Origin of the sequence: Stappia indica, assembly GCF_009789575.1 — a bacterium.
In the GTDB taxonomy this organism is placed as follows: domain Bacteria; phylum Pseudomonadota; class Alphaproteobacteria; order Rhizobiales; family Stappiaceae; genus Stappia; species Stappia indica_A.
Window position 1 is genome coordinate 4,803,143 of record NZ_CP046908.1, and the last position, 20,612, is coordinate 4,823,754.

At 68.5% G+C, this 20,612-nt stretch carries 19 protein-coding genes; 3 read left to right on the forward strand and 16 right to left on the reverse strand.

Annotated features, from left to right (window positions below):
* Window positions 1-16 precede the first annotated feature (16 nt).
* The 3 genes from GH266_RS22035 to GH266_RS22045 form a co-directional block, all read right to left on the reverse strand.
* Window positions 17-730 carry an alanyl-tRNA editing protein gene (locus GH266_RS22035; RefSeq protein ID WP_158195756.1) on the reverse strand — a complete coding sequence of 238 codons (714 nt, stop codon included), beginning with the start codon at window positions 728-730 and terminating at the stop codon, window positions 17-19.
* A 101-nt stretch (window positions 731-831) separates the two neighbouring features.
* Window positions 832-2,283 carry a cardiolipin synthase gene (gene cls / locus GH266_RS22040; protein ID WP_158195757.1) on the reverse strand — a complete coding sequence of 484 codons (1,452 nt, stop codon included), beginning with the start codon at window positions 2,281-2,283 and terminating at the stop codon, window positions 832-834.
* Between the two features lie 162 nt (window positions 2,284-2,445).
* Complete coding sequence (locus tag GH266_RS22045; protein ID WP_158195758.1) at window positions 2,446-3,486, reverse strand: cysteine synthase A; 1,041 nt, start codon at window positions 3,484-3,486, stop codon at window positions 2,446-2,448.
* A 366-nt stretch (window positions 3,487-3,852) separates the two neighbouring features.
* Here GH266_RS22045 and GH266_RS22050 point away from each other — a divergent pair, with 366 nt between their 5' ends.
* Window positions 3,853-4,497 carry a ChrR family anti-sigma-E factor gene (locus GH266_RS22050; RefSeq protein WP_158195759.1) on the forward strand — a complete coding sequence of 215 codons (645 nt, stop codon included), beginning with the start codon at window positions 3,853-3,855 and terminating at the stop codon, window positions 4,495-4,497.
* 144 nt (window positions 4,498-4,641) lie between these two features.
* A complete protein-coding gene (locus GH266_RS22055) occupies window positions 4,642-5,469 on the forward strand; it encodes an SDR family NAD(P)-dependent oxidoreductase (protein WP_158195760.1) in 828 nt (275 codons plus the stop codon).
* A gap of 22 nt (window positions 5,470-5,491) precedes the next feature.
* Here the strand turns inward: GH266_RS22055 and GH266_RS22060 are convergent, their stop codons facing one another.
* From GH266_RS22060 to GH266_RS22120, 13 genes are all read right to left on the reverse strand, one after another.
* Window positions 5,492-6,835, reverse strand: a complete 1,344-nt coding sequence (locus tag GH266_RS22060) for an MFS transporter (RefSeq protein ID WP_158195761.1) — start codon at window positions 6,833-6,835, stop codon at window positions 5,492-5,494.
* Between the two features lie 3 nt (window positions 6,836-6,838).
* Window positions 6,839-8,068, reverse strand: coding sequence for an SAM-dependent methyltransferase (locus GH266_RS22065; protein WP_158195762.1), 1,230 nt, complete (start codon window positions 8,066-8,068; stop codon window positions 6,839-6,841).
* A gap of 34 nt (window positions 8,069-8,102) precedes the next feature.
* A complete protein-coding gene (locus GH266_RS22070; RefSeq protein WP_158195763.1) occupies window positions 8,103-8,939 on the reverse strand; it encodes a DUF1365 domain-containing protein in 837 nt (278 codons plus the stop codon).
* On the reverse strand, window positions 8,936-10,240 hold the full coding sequence (locus tag GH266_RS22075; protein WP_158195764.1) for an NAD(P)/FAD-dependent oxidoreductase: 1,305 nt from the start codon (window positions 10,238-10,240) through the stop codon (window positions 8,936-8,938). The genes GH266_RS22070 and GH266_RS22075 overlap by 4 nt, the downstream gene beginning before the upstream one ends.
* A gap of 16 nt (window positions 10,241-10,256) precedes the next feature.
* On the reverse strand, window positions 10,257-11,726 hold the full coding sequence (locus GH266_RS22080) for a cryptochrome/photolyase family protein (RefSeq protein WP_158195765.1): 1,470 nt from the start codon (window positions 11,724-11,726) through the stop codon (window positions 10,257-10,259).
* A 262-nt stretch (window positions 11,727-11,988) separates the two neighbouring features.
* Window positions 11,989-12,672 carry a hypothetical protein gene (locus tag GH266_RS22085; protein WP_209001506.1) on the reverse strand — a complete coding sequence of 228 codons (684 nt, stop codon included), beginning with the start codon at window positions 12,670-12,672 and terminating at the stop codon, window positions 11,989-11,991.
* Between the two features lie 353 nt (window positions 12,673-13,025).
* The gene (locus tag GH266_RS22090; protein ID WP_158195766.1) at window positions 13,026-13,820 is read right to left on the reverse strand and encodes an ABC transporter ATP-binding protein; all 795 of its coding nucleotides are present in this window, start codon (window positions 13,818-13,820) and stop codon (window positions 13,026-13,028) included.
* Complete coding sequence (locus tag GH266_RS22095; RefSeq protein WP_244953736.1) at window positions 13,817-14,830, reverse strand: FecCD family ABC transporter permease; 1,014 nt, start codon at window positions 14,828-14,830, stop codon at window positions 13,817-13,819. Before GH266_RS22095 ends, GH266_RS22090 begins: the two co-directional genes overlap by 4 nt.
* Entirely contained in the window at window positions 14,827-15,870 is a 1,044-nt protein-coding gene (locus GH266_RS22100; RefSeq protein ID WP_199270404.1) for an iron ABC transporter substrate-binding protein, read from the reverse strand. The genes GH266_RS22095 and GH266_RS22100 overlap by 4 nt, the downstream gene beginning before the upstream one ends.
* Window positions 15,871-15,934: 64 nt before the next feature.
* The gene (locus GH266_RS22105; protein ID WP_158195767.1) at window positions 15,935-16,753 is read right to left on the reverse strand and encodes a molybdate ABC transporter substrate-binding protein; all 819 of its coding nucleotides are present in this window, start codon (window positions 16,751-16,753) and stop codon (window positions 15,935-15,937) included.
* 108 nt (window positions 16,754-16,861) lie between these two features.
* Entirely contained in the window at window positions 16,862-17,695 is an 834-nt protein-coding gene (locus GH266_RS22110) for an ABC transporter substrate-binding protein (protein WP_158195768.1), read from the reverse strand.
* A 22-nt stretch (window positions 17,696-17,717) separates the two neighbouring features.
* Window positions 17,718-18,512, reverse strand: a complete 795-nt coding sequence (locus GH266_RS22115; RefSeq protein ID WP_158195769.1) for an ATP-binding cassette domain-containing protein — start codon at window positions 18,510-18,512, stop codon at window positions 17,718-17,720.
* Window positions 18,505-19,212, reverse strand: coding sequence for an ABC transporter permease (locus GH266_RS22120; protein WP_158195770.1), 708 nt, complete (start codon window positions 19,210-19,212; stop codon window positions 18,505-18,507). The genes GH266_RS22115 and GH266_RS22120 overlap by 8 nt, the downstream gene beginning before the upstream one ends.
* A gap of 201 nt (window positions 19,213-19,413) precedes the next feature.
* On the opposite strand from GH266_RS22120, the gene GH266_RS22125 reads away from it, so the two are divergent.
* Window positions 19,414-20,601: a molybdate transporter family protein gene (locus GH266_RS22125; protein WP_158195771.1), complete on the forward strand. Its 1,188-nt coding sequence runs from the start codon at window positions 19,414-19,416 to the stop codon at window positions 20,599-20,601.
* Window positions 20,602-20,612 lie beyond the last annotated feature (11 nt).

The following is a 20,612-nucleotide window of genomic DNA, read 5'->3' on the forward strand; positions in this document are numbered from 1 at the left end:
GAGAGGGGGAGGAGCGTCAGTCGGCGAGCTGGATGCGCACGCGCCGGTTCTGGCGGCCCTTCTTCTCGATCTTGGTGACGATGAGCGGGCCGATCTCCGAGGTGCGGCTGACATGGGTGCCGCCGCAGGGCTGCAGGTCGACATCGCCGATGCGCACCAGCCGCACGCGCCCGCTGCCCATCGGCGGCTTGACGCTCATGGTCTTGACCATCTCGGGCTTGGCCAGCAGCTCCTCGTCGGTGATCCAGTCGGTGGTGACCGCATGGTCGGCGGCGGCGATCTCGTTGACCTTCGCCGCGACCTCGTCCTTGTCCGGGCTGCCCTCGGGCAGGTCGAAGTCGAGACGGCCCTCGCCCTCGCCGATCTGGCCGCCGGTGACGGGGAAGGGCAGGACGACGGAGAGCAGGTGCAGCGCGGTGTGCACGCGCATCAACCGGTAGCGGCGGTCCCAGTCGAGATGCAGCACGATGTTGTCGCCGACGGCCGGGAGCGTCTCGCCCTCGGCCGGAACATGGACGATCTGGCTGCGGTCCTCGCCATAGACGGTGGTGGCAATCGGGATCTGGCGGCCGTCGGCAAGCTCGATCCGGCCGCTGTCGCCCGGCTGCCCGCCGCCGGTCGCGTAGAAGACGGTCCGGTCGAGGACGATGCCGCCGCGGTCGGTGATGGCGGTCACCCGTGCATCGCAGCTGCGCAGATAGGCATCGTCTCGAAAAAGCAGGTCCGTCATGAAAGTTCCCCGGTCGGTCAGCCATGCGATTCAGGCAGGAGCGCCAGCCTATCCGATCGGCTCCGGCAATCAACCATCCGCGGCGGCGAGGATCTGCCGCCTCAAAGGATCGGAGAGAACAGCCGCGCGGCCTGGGCGATCAGGCGGAAGGCGAAGGAGCGCACCTCCAGATCCTCCGGCGTCGTCGGCCGCGCATTGGCGAAATCGCGCTCCAGCATCCGCTCCACCTTGCCGATGGAGCGCTCGTGGGTGAACCACAGCGTCACCTCGAAATTGATGTGGAAGGAGCGGGAATCGAAGTTCACGGTGCCGATGCCGGCGAGCGCCTCGTCGACCAGGATCACCTTCTGGTGCAGGAAGCCGGAGGTGTAGCGATAGACCTTGATGCCGTAGTCGACCATGTCGTCGGCATGGGCGTAGCTCGCCAGCCAGACCAGCCGGTGGTCGGCCTTTTCGGGCAGCAGGATGCGCACGTCGACGCCGCGCATGGACGCGGCCATCAGCGCGGTCTGGATGGCTTCTTCCGGCACGAAATACGGACTGACGATCCACAGCCGCTCGCGCGCCCGGGCGATGACTTCGGAAAAGGCGATGGCGCAGTCGTCGAACCGGTCGGCCGGGCCCGTCGGCATGACCAGCACCGGCTCGTCGCCCGGCTGGGGGATCGGCACCGGCAGATAGGGGCGGATCGGCGTGCCGGTCGCCCAGTGCCAGTCCTCGCAGAAGGAGAGGGCGCAGGCGATGGCCGCAGGTCCCGCGGCCTTCACATGGGTGTCGCGCCAGTGGCCGAATTCCTTCGACAGGCCGACATACTCGTCGCCCACATTGTGCCCGCCGACCCAGGCGGTCTCGCCGTCCACCACGACGATCTTGCGATGGTTGCGGTAGTTGAGGCGCATCGGGCCGGTGAAGCGCAGCCACTTGTGGCGCTGGTTGAAGCCGGCGATCTGGACGCCCGCCTTGCGCAACCGGCGGCGATAGCTGCGCGGCAGGCCCTTGGAGCCGACGTCGTCGTAAAGGACGTGGACGCGCACACCCGCCTCGGCGCGCTCGGTCAGCACCTCGGCCAGCCGCTGGCCGAGCCCGTCGTCGCGGATGATGAAGAACTGCACCAGGACCTCGTGCCGCGCCCTGGCGATGCCGGCGAAGATCGAGTCGAACGTGTCCGGGCCGTCGACCAGCAACTCGACCGAATTGCCGGCGAGAAACGGGATCTGGGCGATGCGGGTGAGCACCGGCCAGCTGGTGCTGGTGGTGGCATCGGCCAGCCGCAGCTCGCCGGCGCGCGCCGCACGGGTGGCGCGGCCGGCATAGGTGCGGACCTCGCCATAGTCTTCGAACCGCTTCCAGCCGAAGACGAGGTAGAGGAAGGCGGTGGGGAAGGGCAGGAACAGCAGCGACAGCAGCCAGGCGATCGAGCCCTGCGAGGTGCGCGAATGCAGCACCTCGCGCACCGCGCAGACGGCAGCGAGCGTATACAGCGCGAAGGTGAGCGCGGCGATGATCGGCAGGTTGGCGACGAGCGCCTCGGCGAGATCGAAATCGCGGATCATCTCAACTCGGTTGATACGAGGGTCGGGGGAAGACGGTAGGGAGGAACCCGCCTAAATACAAGGCAGGCCCGCCCATTATGGACCGCTTCGCGCCCCCTCGTGCCGGCTGCCGCAGCGTCCCGCTCAGGCTATCTCCTCAGGCAACCTTCTCAGGCAACCTCCTCAGGCGACCTCCTCGAACGGGGCGGCGATGGTGCTCGGCTTTTCCAGCCAGCCCGGCACCGGCAGGTCCTTGGAGCGCAGGAAGTCCGGGTTGAACAGCTTCGACTGGTAGCGGTTGCCGTAGTCGCACAGGATGGTGACGATGGTGTGCCCGGGACCCATCTCGCGCGCCATGCGGATGGCGCCGGCGACATTGATGCCGGAGGAGCCGCCAAGGCACAGGCCCTCGTGCTCCAAAAGGTCGAAGACCACCTGAACCGCCTCCGCATCCGGGATCTGGAACGGCATGTCGACCGGCGCATCCTCCAGGTTGGCGGTGATGCGGCCCTGGCCGATGCCTTCGGTGATCGAGGAGCCTTCCGCCTTCAGCTCGCCATGGGCGTAGTAGTTGAAGAGCGCGGCGCCCATCGGGTCGGCAAGGCCGATGCGGATCTTCGGATTGAACCCTTTTAGCGCCATGCCGACGCCGGCCAGCGTGCCGCCCGAGCCGACGGCGCAGACGAAGCCGTCGACCTTGCCGTCCGTCTGGCGCCAGATCTCCGGGCCGGTCGTCTCGATGTGGGCCTGACGGTTGGCGACATTGTCGAACTGGTTGGCCCAGATCGCGCCATTGGCTTCGGTCCTGGCCATCTGCTCGGCGAGGCGGCCGGACAGCTTCACGTAGTTGTTGGGATTGCGGTAGGGCACGGCCGGCACCTCGACCAGCTCCGCGCCGGCGAGCCGCAGCATGTCCTTCTTTTCCTGGCTCTGCGTCTCGGGAATGACGATCACCGAGCGGTAGCCGAGCGCATTGCCGACGAGCGCAAGGCCGATGCCGGTGTTGCCGGCCGTGCCCTCGACGATGACGCCGCCGGGACGCAGGGCGCCGCGTGCCTCCGCATCGCGGACGATGTAGAGGGCGGCGCGGTCCTTGACCGACTGGCCGGGATTCATGAATTCGGCCTTGCCGTAGATCTCGCAGCCGGTCAGCTCGGAGGCCCGGTTCAGGCGGATCAGCGGCGTGTTGCCGATTGCATCGATCACGGAGGTCTTGATGTCCATCGCTCGTTCCGTCCGTTCCAGGGTCGTGCGGTGCCGGCCGCGTGGCGTCCGGGCGCGTTGTGAAATGGGCCGGCAGGGTAGGCCGGGAGGGGCTGGGCCTTCAAGCGAACCCATCCCATTTGTCAGGCCGTCGTTGATAATCCTTTCGGCCCTGTTCTACAAAGTTGATCGATAAATCATCACAGTGCACGTAAGCTTGGAATCGTATGCTTGCGATGATCCGCTCAGGGGCTGGCGTCGTAACACTGGCAAAGGATCTCCGGACACGACCGCGCCGTCACTCGGGATGTATTGGCGCGGAGCCGTTCGTGGAGTATGAGCGATGATCCGCGGCCTTGGGGGTGCCGCGACAGGGATTGGATTGGAATGGACGCATCACGCGAACAGTTCGACGCGCTGCTGGCCGGATATGTGGCCGGAACGCTGGCCGAACCTGCAAGATTGCTTGTGCGAAGCCATCTCGACCTGTCGCCGGTCAATCGCGGGTTCGTCCGCGATCTTGAGGCTGCAGGCGGGACGATGCTCGAAGAGATCGCCCCGGCGAGGATCGACAATCGCGACGCCATGCTGGCCGCGATCTTCGCATCCCCCGCCGAGGACCCCATCTCGGTGCCGCAGATGGCCGTCAGGACGCGGCTGCCTTTGCCGCTCTTCGACTTCATCGGCAAGGATGTGGCCGAGATCCCCTGGAAGACCAAGCTTCCGGGGCTGAAGGAGTACAAGGTCGCCGAGATGGACGGCTGCAGCGCCAGCCTGCTGTGGATCCGCGCCGGCATGGCCATGCCCTCCCATACCCATCACGGCACCGAGCTGACGCTGGTGCTGGAGGGCGGCTTCGCCGACCTGCACGGGCACTATGTGCGCGGCGACGTCGCCTATGCGGACGACGATGTGGATCACCGGCCGGTGGCGGACGACGACGAGGACTGTATCTGCTTCGCCGTCACCGAAGGCAGCCTGCGGCTGACCGGCCCGATCGGCCGGCTTTTCGCACCGTTCATGCGCGGCTGAACTGCCGCGGACACATATGAGCCCGTCGCGGCCGGACCCTGACAGGATCCGGCCGGACGGTGTGTTTTATTCCCTTCACAGCTTCGAGGCGATCCGCCGACGCCTGCCTGCCGTAAACCCTGCAAGACAGGATGGAGGCAGACGATGAGATCGAAGGCGTCCGGAGCCGTTGCTCCTCAAGATGGCGTGGCCTGGGTCACCGGCGCGAGTTCCGGCATCGGCGCAGCGCTGGCGCTGGAACTGCAGCGGCACGGTTGGACCGTGGCGGTGACGGCCCGCTCGGCAGATGCGCTCCAGGAGCTGGCCGGGCTCGCCCTGCCGGGCGCCATCCTGCCGATGCCGGGCGATGTGACGGATGCCGAGCGCATGGCCGAGATCGTCGCCGAGCTGGAAGAGCGGCACGGCGGCATTGCGATGGCCGTGCTCAACGCCGGCGTCTACCTGCCGGTCGACGGCACCGATCCCGACCTCTCCGCCTTCCACACTTCCTTCGACGTCAATCTCAAGGGCACGGCGAATGCCCTGGTGCCCCTGGTGAAGGCGATGAAGCCGCGCAAGCGCGGCCAGATCGCCATCGTCGCCTCGGTCGCCGGCTATAGCGGGTTGCCGACCTCGGCAGCCTATGGGGCGACCAAGGCGGGCCTGATCAACCTGGCGGAGGCGATGAAGTTCGACCTCGACCGGCTGGGGATCTGCCTGCAGGTGATCTCGCCGGGCTTCGTCGACACGCCGGCGACGAAGGACAATCCCTTTCCGATGCCGCACCTGATGAGCGTCGATGCGGCCGTTGCCGAGGTGGTCGAGGGGCTGGAGCATCCGGCCGACTTCGAGATCTCGTTCCCCAAGCGCTTCACCCGGCAGCTCAAGCTGCTGCGCATGCTGCCCTACCGGCTGTATTTCCCGCTTGTCGCCCGTGCCACGGGCTGGTCGCGCAAGGGGGACCCGGCGGCAGAGCCGAAGGACAAGGCGTAGAGCCGGCGGTCACGCCGTCCGGTCATGCCGCCCGATCTGGCGCCGCCTCGCGTGCGGCGAGCGAGCGGGCGAGCTCCGCATGGGCGCTCGCATCGAGCGGGAAATTCCACATCAAGGCGATGGCGACGAGCTTGAGGGCGACGGGCACGAGCGCATAGAGCGCCACCAGCATCGCAAGGCCGTCCGTGCCGGTGCCCTCCGCTGCAAAGCCGGCAAGGTCGAGCAGCGGGAAGGCAAGCCCGACGGCGAGCGCCAGCGACAGTTTCGTCGCAAGCCCCCACAGCGCGAAATAGAGCCCTGAGCGGCGGCTGCCGGTCGCAAGGCGGTCGACATCGATCGCGTCCGCCTGGATCGCGGACGGGAGGGCAAGGTCGGCGCCGAGCGCAAGGCCGGTGAGGACGCAGATCGCGGCGAAGCCGAGAAGGTCGCCGGGCCCGAGCAGCGGCACCAGCGCGAAGATCGCGCAGGCGCCCAGCATGGCGAACGACCAGCTGCGATGTTTGCCGAGCCGCTTCGAGACGGCGATCCACAGCGGAACGCCGGCAATGCCGCAGAAGAAATAGAGGAACAGGAACGGCCCCTGCATCTGCGGCGCCTCCAGCACCCGCGCCACGAAGAACAGGAACAGGGTCGCAGGTAACCCGTTGGCAAAGCCGTTGACGACGAAGGCGACAAGCAGGCGCACGAAGGGGCGGTTGGCGGCCAGATGGGCGAGCCCCTCACGCAGGCCCGGCAGGGACCGGGCCGCCTCCGCCGGCTCCGGCAGGGCGCGGATCGCCACGGCGACAGCCAGGGGAAGCGACAGGGCGACGAGCCAGGCGAGCACGGCAAGCGCATCGCCCTGGTCTCCGGCCCCGCTTGCCTCCACCAGCGCCGGCACGGAGATCGCGACCAGCGTGCCGACCAGCACCATCCCCTCGCGCGCGCCGGCAACACGGCTGCGGCCGTGATAGTCGTCGGCAAGCTCCGCCCCCCAGGCGGTGTAGGGGATGATCGCCGCCGTGTAGCCGACCGACAGCGCCAGTCCCCAGCCGAGCAGATAGGCCCAGCCCGCACCGTCTGGCGGCGTCAGGATCATGAAGGCGGCGAGCGCGGCGGGAAGGGCGGCGAGCGCCAGCCAGCCGCGCCGCCGCCCGAGGGGCGGGTGGTAGCGGTCGGCGGCGAGCCCCACCAGCGGATCGGAGATCGCATCCGCGAGCCGCACGATCAGCAGGATGAAGCCGACCTGCGCGAGCGGCATGCCGATGGCGCCGGCATAATAGCTCGGCAGGATGACGTAGAGCGGCAGGGTGAGCGCCGCCAGAGGCAGCGCCGGTCCCGCATAGGCCGCAAGTTGCGCCCATGACGGGCCCGGCGCTGGCGCCATATGTCAGCGCGCCTTTTCGTAGATCATCTGGCGCACGTCGATATTGCCCGAGCGGAAGCCGGCCTCGCAGTAGTGGAAGTAGAACTCCCACAGTCGCTTGAACCGGTCGTCGAAGCCGAGCGGACTGATGCGCGGCCAGGCGGCCCAGAAGCGCTGGCGCCATTCCTCCAGCGTGCGGGCATAGTCGTGGCCGAAGATGCGCTGGGCGGCGAGTTTCAGGCCCGAGCGGTCGCCGAGCGCTTCCAGCTCGCCCGGCGGCGGCAGCATGCCGCCCGGGAAGACGTGGCGCTGGATGAAGTCCGGCGTGCGGCGGTAGTCGTCGAACAGCCTGTCCTGGATCGTGATGATCTGCAGGCCGGCCCGGCCGCCGGGCTTCAGGCAGTTCGACACGGTCTGGAAATAGGTGCTCCAGTATTCCTCGCCGACCGCCTCGAACATCTCGATGGAGGCGACGCGGTCGTATTGCTGGCGCTCGTCGCGATAGTCCTGCAGCTTGAGCGTCACCCGGTCGGCAAGACCCGCGTCCTGGATGCGCTTGGAGGCGAAGTCGAACTGCTCGCGCGAGATGGTGAGGCCGGTGACCTTGGCGCCGATCTCGCTCGCGACGAACTCGGCAAAGCCGCCCCAGCCGCAGCCGATCTCCAGCACGTGGTGATCGGGCGTGATCCGGCTTTCCTCCGCCAGCGCCCGGTACTTGCGCTTTTGCGCCTGCTCCAGGTCGTTGACGCCGCCGTCGTAGAGCGCCGAGGAATAGGTCATCGTCGGGTCGAGCCATTCCCGGTAGAAGGCATTTCCGAGATCGTAATGGGCGGAGATGTTGCGCCGCGAGCCGGAGCGGGTGTTGCGGTTCAGCCAGTGGCGGACACGCACCATCATGCGGAAGATCGGGCTGCCGCGCAGCATGTCTGCGGTGGCGTCGCGGTTGCGGCAGAACAGCTCCAGGAAGGTGGTGACGTCGGAACTCGTCCACTCGCCGACCATGTAGCTTTCGCCGACGCCGATATCCGAGCCGCTGAGCAGGCGGCGGATGAAGCGCCAGGAATGGATGCGCACCTGCGCATCCGGGCCGGGCAACTCGCCGCGGATCAGGAAGTGCTTGCCTTCGGGGGTCTCCACGCTCAAGGACCCGGCCTTGAGGTTGAGCGCGATGCGAAGGCCGAGGCGCGCGAGCCGGGGAAGTCCGGCGAGCGCCTGGCGGGCATTTTCAGGTGTGAGAACGATCGCAGTCGACATGATCGGTCGCTCCTCGTCGGACAGCCGGGACACTTCAGCTACCCGTATATGCTTTGTGGCGTCGAATGGTTCCCGGACGTTGAGACGGCGAATGAAAAGGCGCGCCCTTCAGCCACAAGCGGAGCGCCTCCCAGTGGATTCCGCCGACCACTTTGAGTGTCATGAACGGGATTTTCAAGCAGAGCGAGAAAAGCGCCCGGCTGGTCGCCGGAAGCGCCGTTCCCGCGAAGGCCGCGGACAGCAGAGGTCCCTCTGCGTCACTTTCCAGGATGCGAATGCGCACCGCCTTGCCCGGCGGCAGCACACGGAAGGCATAGGTCTGCGCCATGTCGATGAAGGGCGAGACGTAGAAGGCCTTGGCGCGGGACTGGCGGATCCCCTCCGGCCCGCGCTGGCTCTCGCGCACCGGCTCCACATAGGTGTGGATGTCGCCGAACGTGTTGCGCACCTCGTAGACGAGCGCCGTAAGCCGGTCGTCCGCGTCGTAGGCGAAATAGACCGACAGCGGGTTGAAGACGTAGCCGAGAATGCGCGGATAGCACAGCAGCAGGATGCGCGCCGGCGGCTCGTCGATCCCGCGCGCGGCCAGCAGCCGTTCCACATGGGCGCGCAAGGGGGTGCCGTCGCGCGGGCCGTGATCGGCCTCGTGGAAGGAGGCGAGGTTGAACCGGCCGACCGAGAACAGCCGCGACTGGCTGTCGGCTTCATTCAGTCGGTCGAGATCGACGAGCAGCGAGAAGACCGAATAGTCGAAGCGGTGGCCGAAAGGCTTCAGACGGGCATGCATGACCTTGCCCGGATAGAGCACGGCCGCGGCCTGCGGCGGCGGGCCGTTGGCGTCCTGTGTCGTCGCCATTGGGCGCGTGGTCATTCGGCAGCCTCCGCGGTGCGCGCGACGCCGTCCGCACCGACGCGCCAGGGGATCTCGCAGCCGATCGCCTCGGCGACCGAAAGGCCGGCGGCAAGGCCGTCCTCATGGAAGCCGTATCCGCACCAGGCGCCGCAGAACCAGGTGTTGCGATCGCCCTGGATCTGGCCGAGCGCCTTCTGTGCAGCGATGGCGGCCGCGTCGAACTGCGGATGATCGTACTCGAACCGGCCGAAAGTAAGGTCCTCGCGCGGCGGCTCGACCGGATTGAGGCTGACGAAGACGGGCTTGTCGTCGGGAAGGTTCTGCAGCCGGTTCATCCAGTAGGTGACCGAGGCATCGCGATAGGGCGCGCCCGGATCGCTGGAGGCGATGTAGTTCCACGACGCCCACACCCGGCGCCGTTGCGGCATCAGGGCGCGGTCGCGGTGCAGGTAGACCTGGTTGGGACGGTAGCGCACCGCGCCGAGGATGTTGCGCTCTTCCGGCGAGGCATCGGCGAGCATCGCCAGCGTCTGGTCGGTATGGGAGGCGAGCACCACATGGTCGAAGACGTCCTCGTGGCCCGACGTGTCGCGCACATGCACCCGGCCCTTGTGGCGGGTGACCTCGGCGACGGGCGTCGCCAGCCGGACGCGGCCGCGCAAGGGCGAGAGCAGGCGCTCCACATAGCTGCGGCTGCCGCCGGAGACCGTGCGCCAGACCGGGCGGTCGCGGTTCACCAGCCGGTGGTTCTCGAAGAAGGCGATGAAGTTTTCCGCCGGGAAGGCCAGCATGTGCGCCGGCGGCGTCGACCAGATCGCCGCGCCCATCGGCAGCAGGTAGTCGCTGGCAAAGCAGGGCGAGAACTTGCGCCGCTCCAGGTAGTCGGCGAGCGACAGGCCGCTCAGATAGCCGGAGGCGCGGTCGGCAACGCTCATGCGGTTGAAGCGCAGGATCTCGCGCAGCATCCACATGAAGCGCAGGGAGACGATGTTGCGCCGCTGGCCGAAGATGGTGCCGAGATTGCAGCCCGACCACTCCCGCACGCCGCCGTCGAGCGAGAAGGAAAAGCTCATGTCGCTCGCCTCGGTCGCAACGCCGAGATGATCGAACAGGGCGGTCAGGTTGGGGTAGTTCAGCTCGTTGTAGACGATGAAGCCGGTGTCCACGGCCAACGGGGTGCCGTCATAGTCGATGTCCACGGTGGCGCTGTGGCCGCCGGGGCGCGCACGCTTCTCGTAGAGCGTGACATCGTGCCTCTCGCTCAGGGCCCAGGCGGCGCTGTTGCCGGCGATGCCGGAACCGATGACGGCGATGCGCATTGCGTATCCTTCTTCTTCAGGAAGCGTTTTTTATGGTCTGGAAGGCATCGAGGGCACGCTGGCGCGCCGCGCCGTGCTCGACCATCGGCCGCGGATAGGTGTCGCCGAGGCGGATGCCGGCACGCTCCAGCATCTCGCGCGGGGCCTCGTGGGGCTTGTAGATGTGCGAGGCGGGCAGGCGGGCGAGTTCCGGCACCCAGCGCTTCACATAGACGCCGTCGGGGTCGAACTTCTCGCCCTGGCTGGTGGGGTTGAAGATGCGGAAATAGGGCGCGGCATCGGCGCCGGAGCCTGCGACCCACTGCCAGCTGGCGGGGTTGTTGGCCGGGTCCGCGTCGACCAGCGTGTCCCAGAACCAGGCCTCGCCCTCGCGCCAGTCGATCATCAGATGCTTGATCAGGAAGGACGCGACGACCATCCGCACCCGGTTGTGCATGTAGCCGGTGTGCCAGAGCTCGCGCATGCCGGCATCGACCAGCGGATAGCCGGTCTGCCCCTTCGTCCACTGGCGGAACTGCGCCTCGTCCGTGCGCCAGGGGAAGTCGTCGAAACGCGGCTGGAAATTGGCGTGGCCGATATCTGGGAAGTGGAACAGCAGGTGGTAGGAGAACTCGCGCCAGCCGAGCTCGGCGCGGAACTTGTTGAGCTGCTTGTCGCAGATCTCGCCCTGCGCCGCAGCGCGGTCGCCGGCCGCAAACCAGATGCGGCGGGGCGAGATCTCGCCGAAGCGCAGATGCGGCGACAGAAGGGACGTTGCGTCCTCGCCGGGCATGTCGCGCTGGTCGGCATAGCGGCGCAGCCGGTCGCCCAGAAACGCCTCCAGCCGCTTGCGCGCACCGGCTTCGCCGGGCGTCCAGGTGTCGCGCAGGCCGCCGGCCCAGTCCGGGCGCGCGGGCAGGGGGAGCAGGACGTCGATCTCTTCGCTCTCAAGCGCGGGCGGTTCCGGCAAGGGGCGGGAGGGGGGCTCGAAACCCTGCGGCTGCGCCGGGGCGCCGCGCGCATTCATCGCGCGGAAGAACGGGGAGAACACGCGGTAGGGCTGGCCTGCGCCGGTGAGCAAGTCCCACGGCTCGGCCAGCAGCGCGCCGTTGAAGCTCTCGGCGACGAGACCGTCGGCGCGCAAGGCGGATTTCAGCTCCGTGTCGATGGCGATGCCGGGCGCATCGTAGCGCCGGTTCCACACGACATGGTCGGCGCCGGCCTGCGAGACCAGCTTGCGCACCGCCTGCAGCGCCGGCCCGCGGCGCAGGACCAGCGGCACGCCGATCTTCTCAAGATCCTCAGCCAGCGCCTTCAGCGACAGGTTCAGCCACCAGCGCGAGGCACCGCCCGGCGCGCGGGGCGCGTCCTTGCCTTCGTCCAGCACATAAAGGGCGACGACGGGGCGTCCCTCTTCCACCGCTGCGGCGAGCGCAGGATTGTCGTCGAGGCGCAGGTCATCGCGGAACCAGACGACAATCGGGGCAGGGCTGTCCGGGGATGGCATATGGCGGAAATTCCGTCTTCAGCGGGTCTGTGCCTTTCGATACGCCGTTTGGTGCCTGATGGATCAGCACTTTTTACGCAGCCGCCGCGAAGGGCGGCAGGCGCGCAAGGCGGGCTGCGGGCGGAAACGAAAAAACGGCCGCGCGATTGGCGCGGCCGTTTTTTCAAGGGAGGTCGGTCAATTGGCCTGCATCCGGCGGGTGCGGGGAAGCTGGGTGCCGGACCTGCAAGCCAGGGGTCAGGTGCACATCAGGCGCTGCCGATCACGCGCGAAACGGTTCCGTGATCCAGTTCCAGGCGACGACGACGCTGTCGGCGGCGGCGCCGATGCTGGTGACGATGGCGATCCAGACCGCGTTACCGAACGCGGCGATGCGCATCATCGCCGATGGTTCCGAGCGGGGCGTCTCCTCGATGAACTCGATCGTGGTCTGCAGGTCCGGATCGTCGACCACGCGGCGGGTCACCACGAGGCGGGCGTCGGGGGCAACGCGCGACTGGTCGGTCTTGGCAACGCGCGTCTCGGTATCCTGCGGGTCCATCATGGCACGCACGACGACGGCGCGGCCGTCGGGCAGCAGATGCGTCTCATTCTGCGCCACTTCGCTGTCGTAGATCACCTCGCCGTGCTCGTCGATCAGCTCGACCCAGGTGGTCTTGCGACCGCCGCGTTCCACCTCGCCGACCCAGATGGCATAGGAGCTCTCGCCGTCGGTGCCCTGGGGCGTGCCGAGCGTGACCGCCAGGCGGTCTTCGGGAATGAGGAAGGTCTCGCGGTCGCTCTTCTGGAGAACCGTGTCGGCGGAATCCGCGCGCAGCTCGGAGCCGGTGACCGCCGCAGCAATGCCGATTGCCGCTGCAATGGCCAGTCCTGTGCGGGTGGCGCCGTGCCGCGAAGTCACACTGCGTGACTTTCGCGCAACGATATTCTTTGCAAGTTCAAACATTCGTCGCCTCCCAAGGCTGGGCGGTCCCGAGTTCTTTGGCCGGTAACCGCCTGAATGTTGCTTAGCTTGAGATTTGGTACTCACAGCCCAAATATTCTAGGCCAAGCCTGACCAAACGTCTCTCAAACATCCTGACAAAACAGTAACGCGCATCACACCTGTGCGGTTCCGTTGGAAACGATTTTTTCATACTTCGGCAGGGCGTCTTGATAACGCGCTGGAATCTCAAGGATTTCAAACGGGGCAGGAATGGGGCGCGTGCGGGGCGAAAAGGTGGCGAGGTTAATCTCACGTTTCCGTGAGTTTCGCAGGCGCGCGTGGCGAGAGCGCTCCGCGGCCCCCGGACGGGCCGTTCACGCGCCGGGGCCGGCTCGCTGGCCTGCAAGGCGCGGCAGGCAGACGGCGCGGCCCGAGGCCGTGCGTTCGACCGTCACCTCGATACCGTAGACCGTGGACAGAGCCTGCGGCGTGAGTGTCGCTTCCGGCGGCCCCGCGGCCAGCACGTTGCCGCCGTGCAACAGCGCCACCTGCGTTCCCACGGCAAAGGCGTGGTCGGGGTCGTGGGTCGACAGGATCACCGTCAGCCCGTCGGCGGCAAGGCCTGCGATCTCGGCCAGCACCTTTGCCTGGTTGCCGAAGTCGAGGCTGGCGGTCGGCTCGTCCATGACCAGCAGCGGCGTTTCCTGCGCGAGGGCGCGGGCGATCAGCACCAGTTGCCGCTGGCCGCCGGACAGGCGCGTGTAGTCGCGCCCGGACAGCGCGCCGATGCCGAGGCGCGCGAGCGCCGCGTGCGCGGCCTGCCGGTCGCGCGGGCCGGGCTGGGCGAATGTGCCGAGCCGGGCGGTGCGGCCCATCAGCACCACCTCCTCGGCCGGAAAGGCGAAGGGGATCGCATGCGCCTGCGGCACATAGGCGACCTTGCGGGCGATCTCGGCGCGGGGCAGGCGGGCAAGCGGGGTGCCGTCGAGCAGCACCTCGCCGCCTTGCGAGGGGATGAGGCCGAGCAGCGTCTTGAAGAGAGTGGTCTTGCCCGAGCCGTTGGGTCCGAGCAGGCACAGGACCTCGCCCGGACCGGCGGCGAGCGTGATGTCACGCCCGACGGGATGGCCGCGATAGCCGGTGGCGAGCGCCCGTGTCGCCAGCCTCATGCCCAGGCCCTCCGTCCGCGTGCCAGCAGCCAGAGGAAGAACGGTGCGCCGACGACGGCGGTGAGGATGCCGAGCGGCACCTCGGCCGCGGCAACGGTGCGCGCCAGCGTGTCGACCACCAGCATGTACGCCGCGCCGAGCAGGGCGGCGACCGGCAGCAGCAGGCCGAAACCGGGGCCGACCAGCATGCGCGCCACATGCGGAATGACGAGGCCGACCCAGCCGACGACGCCGGCAATGGCGACGGCGCTCGCCGTCACCAGCGTGGCGCAGCAGATCACGGCAAGGCGCAGGCGGCCCGCCTCGATGCCGAGCGAGCGGGCCTCCTCGTCGCCGAGCGACAGGACGTTGATGCGCCAGCGCAGCAGCACCAGGGGCACCAGCCCGGCAAGCACGACCGGGGCGACCGGCAGCACGTCCTCGGTCTTGATGCCGGCGAGCGAGCCGAGCAGCCAGAAGGTGATGGCCGGCAGCTGGTCGTACGGGTCTGCCAGCACCTTGAGCAGCGAGGTCGCCGCGCCGGTCAGCGCGCCGACGACGACGCCGGCCAGCACGAGCACCAGGGTCCGGTCGCCGGTGCGCACGGCCGCGGCGACGAAACCGACAAGGGCGACGGCGGCAAGCCCGCCGGCAAAGCCCATCAGCTGGATCGCGGCGACGGGCAGCGACAGGAAGATGCCGAGCACCGCGCCGAGCCCGGCACCAGCCGAGACGCCGAGAATGTCGGGCGAAACCAGCGGATTGCGGAAAAGGGTCTGGTAGCAGGCGCCGGCCGCGGCAAGGGCGGCGCCGACGAGAAGCGCCGCGGCGACACGCGGCAGGCGGATCGACAGGAGCACGGTCGCGGCCCGGTCGCCCTCGGCAAGCGTACCGGTCGCGCCGCGCCACAGGACGGACAGCGCTTCGCCCGGCGACAGCGGGAAGGGGCCGATCAGGAGGGCCGCGAGCGCCAGCAGCGGCAGCGCAGCGACCAGCAGGGCGACGGCGAGCCCGGACCGCTGCGGCGTCAAGGTGCGCGCCCGTTCGCCCACTGAAGCAGCGTGTCGAGGTCCGCGTCCGACAGCTCGACATGATACCAGAGCCGGTAGAAGGCGCGGGTCTCCTCGCGCAGGTCCTTGGTCCAGAGTTCGGGGTAGAACAGGCCGGCGAGCCATTTCAGGCCCATCATCCGGTTGAGCGAGGGCGGTCGGTCGATCCAGCCGAAGGGAGCGGTCGGCGACAGGTAGACCCGCCGCTGGCGCACCGCCGTGATGCCGCTCCACACCGGGCTCGACCATACCGCCTCGAAGAAGGTGGGGTCCCAGGTGATGATCGTGTCGGGATCGGCCAGGATCACCTGTTCGGGCGAGGCCTGCACCAGCCCGTACTGCCCGGGCGCCTCGGCGACGTTGCGCCCGCCGGCCCGCTCGATGATCTCGGTGTTGATCGAGCCCTTCATGCCCGTCTCGAGCCCGTCGGGACCGCGCGCCAGATAGACGCGCGGTCGCTCCGCCTCGGGCACCGCGCCGAGCGCGGCATCGAGGGCGGCGAAGGTCTCTTCCACGTCGCGGGCCAGGGCCTCGCCGCGTTCGGCTACGCCGAGCGCCTCGCCGACGAGACGCAGGGAGCCCGCGGTCTCGTCGAACCGGCCGTTGATCAGGATATAGGGAATGCCGGTCTGCGCCTGCACCCGGTCGGCAAGGTCGGCATAGGTGTCGCGCACCGAGCCGAAGTCGATGATGAGGTCGGGTTTCAGCGCCAGCACCCGTTCGAGGTTCGCCTCGCCGCCGCGCCCGGTCAGCCGGCCGGTCTCCGGCAGGTCGCGATAGGCCTCGGCGATATAGGGACGCTCCTCGCCGCGCAGGGCGCGGGGCCAGCCGAGCAGCGCCTCGGGCTTCAACGCATAGACGAGGATGGAGGCGGGCGGGCCGGCGGCGAAGACGCGCGAGACGGTGTCGGGCAGCTCGACCGTGCGGCCGGCGGAATCGACGATGGTTCTTGCCGAGGCAGGCGCGCCCGCGATCAGGACGGCCATCAGGATGGCGGCAAGGAAGCGGGCAGGTCTGGTCATGTCGGGCTCCCTCCTCATGCGCCTTCCCGAAGCGCCCTCCGGGAGGCCGCCCGCCCGCCCGATATCAGTCGAGCGTGCCCGGCGCGTCGAAACCGTAGTCGGCCAGGATCTTCTGTCCGGCCGGCGACAGTATATAGAGCGCAAGTTTCCAGGCGTCGCCAGAGGTCCCGTCCATCACCGTCAGGCCGTAATCCGCCCCGACAGCAAGCGCCGGCGGCAGCGGCACGATCCGCAGCGTCTCCACCTCCTGGCGGGCGAGCAGCGCATTGGTGCAATAGGTGAGGAAGATATCTGCCTTGCCGCTTTCCATCACCCATCCATAGGGGTTGCGCCCCTTGGGGGCGGGCTCGCTGTCCTTGCCGCCCGTCAGCTGCAGGGCCTTCGCCTTGAGCGTTTCGGCGGCGCCGGCCGTTGCCGCCTCGGCCTTGTCGAAGGCCTGGAAGGCGTAGTCGCCGGACGGGTCCGCCTTGGGCGTGGAGGTGCCGACGCGAATATCCGCGCGCAGCATGGCGGCGAGCAATCCGTCGCTGTCGGTCTCGACCTGCGGCTGGACGAGGGCGCAAAGCCGGTTGCGCGCGAACAGGACCACGGGTGCGGCCTTGCCCGCCTCGGCAAGGCGGCGGGGATGGGCCATGTTGGCCGAGGCGAAGACTTCTGCCTTTTCGCCGCCCTCGATCCGCTCGCGCAGCAGGCCGGAAGGGCCGAATGCCCGTTCGACCTTGACGCCGGATGCCTCGGCAAAGGCATCGGCGATGTCGGTCATCGCGGATTTCAGGCTGCCGGCCGCATGAAGATGGACGGGGGCGGTGTCTGCCATGGAGGAGGAGCCGGAAGCGAGGATGGCGGAAACGGCAAGAACCGTGGCGGCGAGGGTGTGGCGCATGCGGGAAACCTCAAGGCCGGGCCCCGAGCACAGCGACGGGCCGGGGAAACGAACCGGCGCGGGATGGCTCCCGCGCCGGAGAGGCGTCGTTGCCGGGCGGCGTGCGCCTCAGCTGCCGGCCTTGGCGTTCGGGAAGAACAGCTGCTGGCCGTCGATCTTGTAGTCGGCGATGACCTGCTGGCCCTCGTCGGAGATCACCCAGTCGACGAACTGCTGGCCGAGATCGGCCTTCACGGTCGGGTGCTTCTCCTTGTTCACGAGAATGATGCCGTACTGGTTGAACATCTTCTCGTCGCCCTCGACGGCGACCTTGTACTCGCCCTTGTTGCCGAAGGAGATCCAGGTGGCGCGGTCGGTCATGATGTAGGCGCCCATGCCGGTGCCGGTGTTGAGCGTCGCGCCCATGCCCGAGCCGGTCTCGCGATACCAGCCGCCCGACGCGGCCTTGACGTCCACGTCTGCCGCCTTCCACAGGCGCAGCTCGGCCTTGTGGGTGCCGCTGTCGTCGCCGCGCGAGGCGAACGGGGCCTTGGCCTCGGCGATCTTCTTCAGCGCCTCAGTGACATTGTTGGAGCCGGCGACACCAGCCGGATCCGACGGCGGGCCGACGATGACGAAGTCGTTGTACATGACGTCGAAGCGCTTCACGCCGTCGCCGTCGGCAACGAACTTCTCTTCCGCCGGCTTGGCATGGACGAACAGCACGTCGCCGTCGCCATTGGCAGCGTTCTTGATCGCCTGGCCGGTGCCCACGGCCACGACGCGCACCTCGATGCCGGTCTTTTCCTGGAACTTCGGCAGCATGAACTCGAACAGGCCCGAGTTCTGCGTCGAGGTGGTGGACTGGACCACGATGAACTTTTCTTCCGCATGCAGCGGGGCGGCAAGGCCCGTGGCCAGAAGGCCGGCTGCCGCGAGTGTCAGGAACTGACGACGAAGCATGTTGAGACTCCCTCTTTGTTGATCAGCTTTGCGCGCCCTGTCCGTCGAGGAAAAGGCGCCCTTCCAGCCACGCTCTGGCGGCTTCGGAACGGGGGGAGGAGAGCACCCGCGAGGCGGGGCCGCTCTCCGCGACCCGGCCGGCATGCAGGAAGACGATGTCGTCCGCCAGCCGCCGGGCCTGGCCGAGGTCGTGGGTCACCATCACGACCGTGACGCCGCGCCGGTTGGCGTCGGCGATCAGGCTTTCGATGGCCTGGGTCGAAGCCGGGTCGAGGCTCGCCGTCGGCTCGTCGAGAAACAGCAGTTCGGGATCGCAGGCGAGCGCGCGGGCAAGGGCAAGGCGCTGCTGCTCGCCGCCCGACAGCACCCGGGCCGGGCTGCGGGCAAGATCGCCGAGCCGTGCCTTGTCCAGCGCCTCGGCAATGCGCGCCTCGCGCGCGCTGCCGCGCAGGCCTCGCACCTTGAGTGCGAAGGCGAGATTGGCGAGCACCGAGCGGCGCAGCATCACCGGACGCTGGAAGACCATCGCCTGGGCATGCCGGGCGCTCCTGCCGAGCGGGCCGCCGCGCCAGGTTATCCGGCCCGCCGTCGGGGCGATCAGCCCGTGCAGGAGCCGCAGCAAGAGGCTCTTGCCGGCGCCGTTGGCGCCCATGATCATGGTCTTGCGACCTTCGCCGATGCGGATGTCGATGCCGTCGACCAGGCGCTTGCCGCCGATCTCCAGCCGCAGGCCCTGCGCCTCCAGCAGGGCGGGGACGCCCGCCGCGTCAGGGTTCGCGGCGTCTTGCACTTCGGTTCTGGCTGCTGCCTCACGCATAGGCGGCCCTCGCGGCGGAGGCGCGCAGGCCCATGACGGCAGCGTTCACCAGGACGGCGATGACCAGCAGCACGACGCCGAGCGCCAGCGCCAGCTCCAGGTTGCCCTTGGAGGTTTCCAGCGCGATCGTCGTCGTCATGACCCGGGTGACGTGGTTGATGTTGCCGCCGACGATGATCACCGCGCCGACCTCGGCAACCGCGCGGCCGAAGCCGGCCAGCGCCACGGTCAGCAGGCTGTAGCGCGCATCCCACAGCAGCGCAGCGATGCGGGTGACGGGGCCGACGCCGAGCGAGCGGAACTGTTCGGAATATTCGCGGTCGAGATCCTCGATCACCTGGCGGGTGAGGGCGGCGACGATCGGCGTCACCAGGATGGTCTGGGCGATCACCATCGCCGTCGGCGTGTAGAGCAGGCCGAGAGGACCCAGCGGGCCGGAGGCGGACAGTGCCAGGTAGACGATGAGGCCGACGACGACCGGCGGCAGGCCCATCAGCGAGTTGAGCAGGACGGTCGCCAGCGTGCGGCCGGGAAAGCGGAAGGCGCCGACGACGGCGCCGAGCGGCAGGCCGATCAGGCAGGCGACGATCACCGCCGTGATCGTGACGCGCAGGGACAGTGCGATGATTTCCATCAGGTCCGCGTCGCCCGACAGGATCAGGGCAACCGCGTCGCCCAGAACGGACGCGAAGTTCTGCATGCCTGTGATTTCTCCCTCTTGTGGGAAGAAATACACAAAAAGATCTAAAAATCCACCGGTCGACGGCATCTCTTGGCAAATCTCATGATGAAAAATGCGGAGAACGTTGCATTCCTGCGAAATCTTCGGGATGCTGTTGGCGAGGTGTTGGGATCTTGCATAAGAAAAACGAAAATAATGCATGAAAATGCACAAAAAAGCATGATCAAGAAGGCGATGACGCCGGGCGCGCCGCAGCGAAGGCCTGTGCGCGACGGGCTGGCGCATGTGCTGGCCGAGGCGTCCGGCGCCTGCGGCGATCTCGGCACGTTCCTTCCCTATGTGGTTCTGGTGCTGGTTGCCGGGCTGGCCGCGCCCGCGCCGGTCTTCGCCGGTTTCGCCGTCGCCTACCTGATGGTGGCGCTGGTCTACCGCCTGCCCATTGCCGTGCAGCCGATGAAGGCGTTCGGCGTGGCGATCCTGACCGGCACCGTCGCTGGCGTCGAGATCGCCTGGGGCGGGGCGCTGCTCGGCGCGCTGCTGGTCGGTTTCGCCTGCACGCCGCATCTGGTGCGGGCCGCGCGCGCCATTCCGCAATCCGTTGTCACCGGCCTGCAAGCGGGCCTCGGCCTGCTGCTCGGCGCCCTGGCTTTGCGGATGATCGGCGGGCAATGGCTGCTGGGTGCGGCGGCCGTCGCCGTGCTGGCGCTGAGCTTCGTGCTGCCGCGCGGGCCCTGGGCCCTGCTTCTGGTGGTCGCCGCCGTCGCATTCGGCCCGCTGCTGGGCGACGGGCTCTCCGCGCCCGGATCGACGCTGCTTGCCGCTGGCGGCGCGGCCGGGTCGACAGCGCATGCGCCGTCCCTGCTCGATGCCGTGACGTTCGGCGTGCTGCCGCAGCTGCCGCTGACGCTGCTCAATGCCGTCGTGGTGGCGGCCGCCGTCGCACGGTCGCTGCACGGCGATGCAGCGCAGCATGTCGGCGAGCGCCGGCTGGCCGCGACGTCGGGCCTCGTCAATCTGGCGATGGCGCCGCTCGGCGCCCTGCCGATGTGCCATGGTGCGGGCGGCATTTCCGGTCATCACCGCTTCGGCGCGCGGGGGATGCTCGCCCCGCTGCTGCTGGCGGGCCTGTGCGCTGCCGCGGCCCTGTCGGGCGATGCGGTGGTGGAGCTGCTGGCCCGTATCCCCGCACCGGTCGCCGGCGCGCTGCTGCTCTATGCCGCCTGGGACCTTGCCTTCAGCCGCCGCCTGTTCGATGCCCGGCCCGACTGCCGGCCGGTGATCGCCGCCACCGCCCTCGGCACGTTCGGCCTCGGCGTGCTGCCGGGATTTGCCGCGGGCCTTGCCGCCGAGGCGGTGCGGGCCAATATCGCCAGGAGGCGCGCGCCCGCTGGCCGCCGCAGACCCTGACGAGAAAAGGA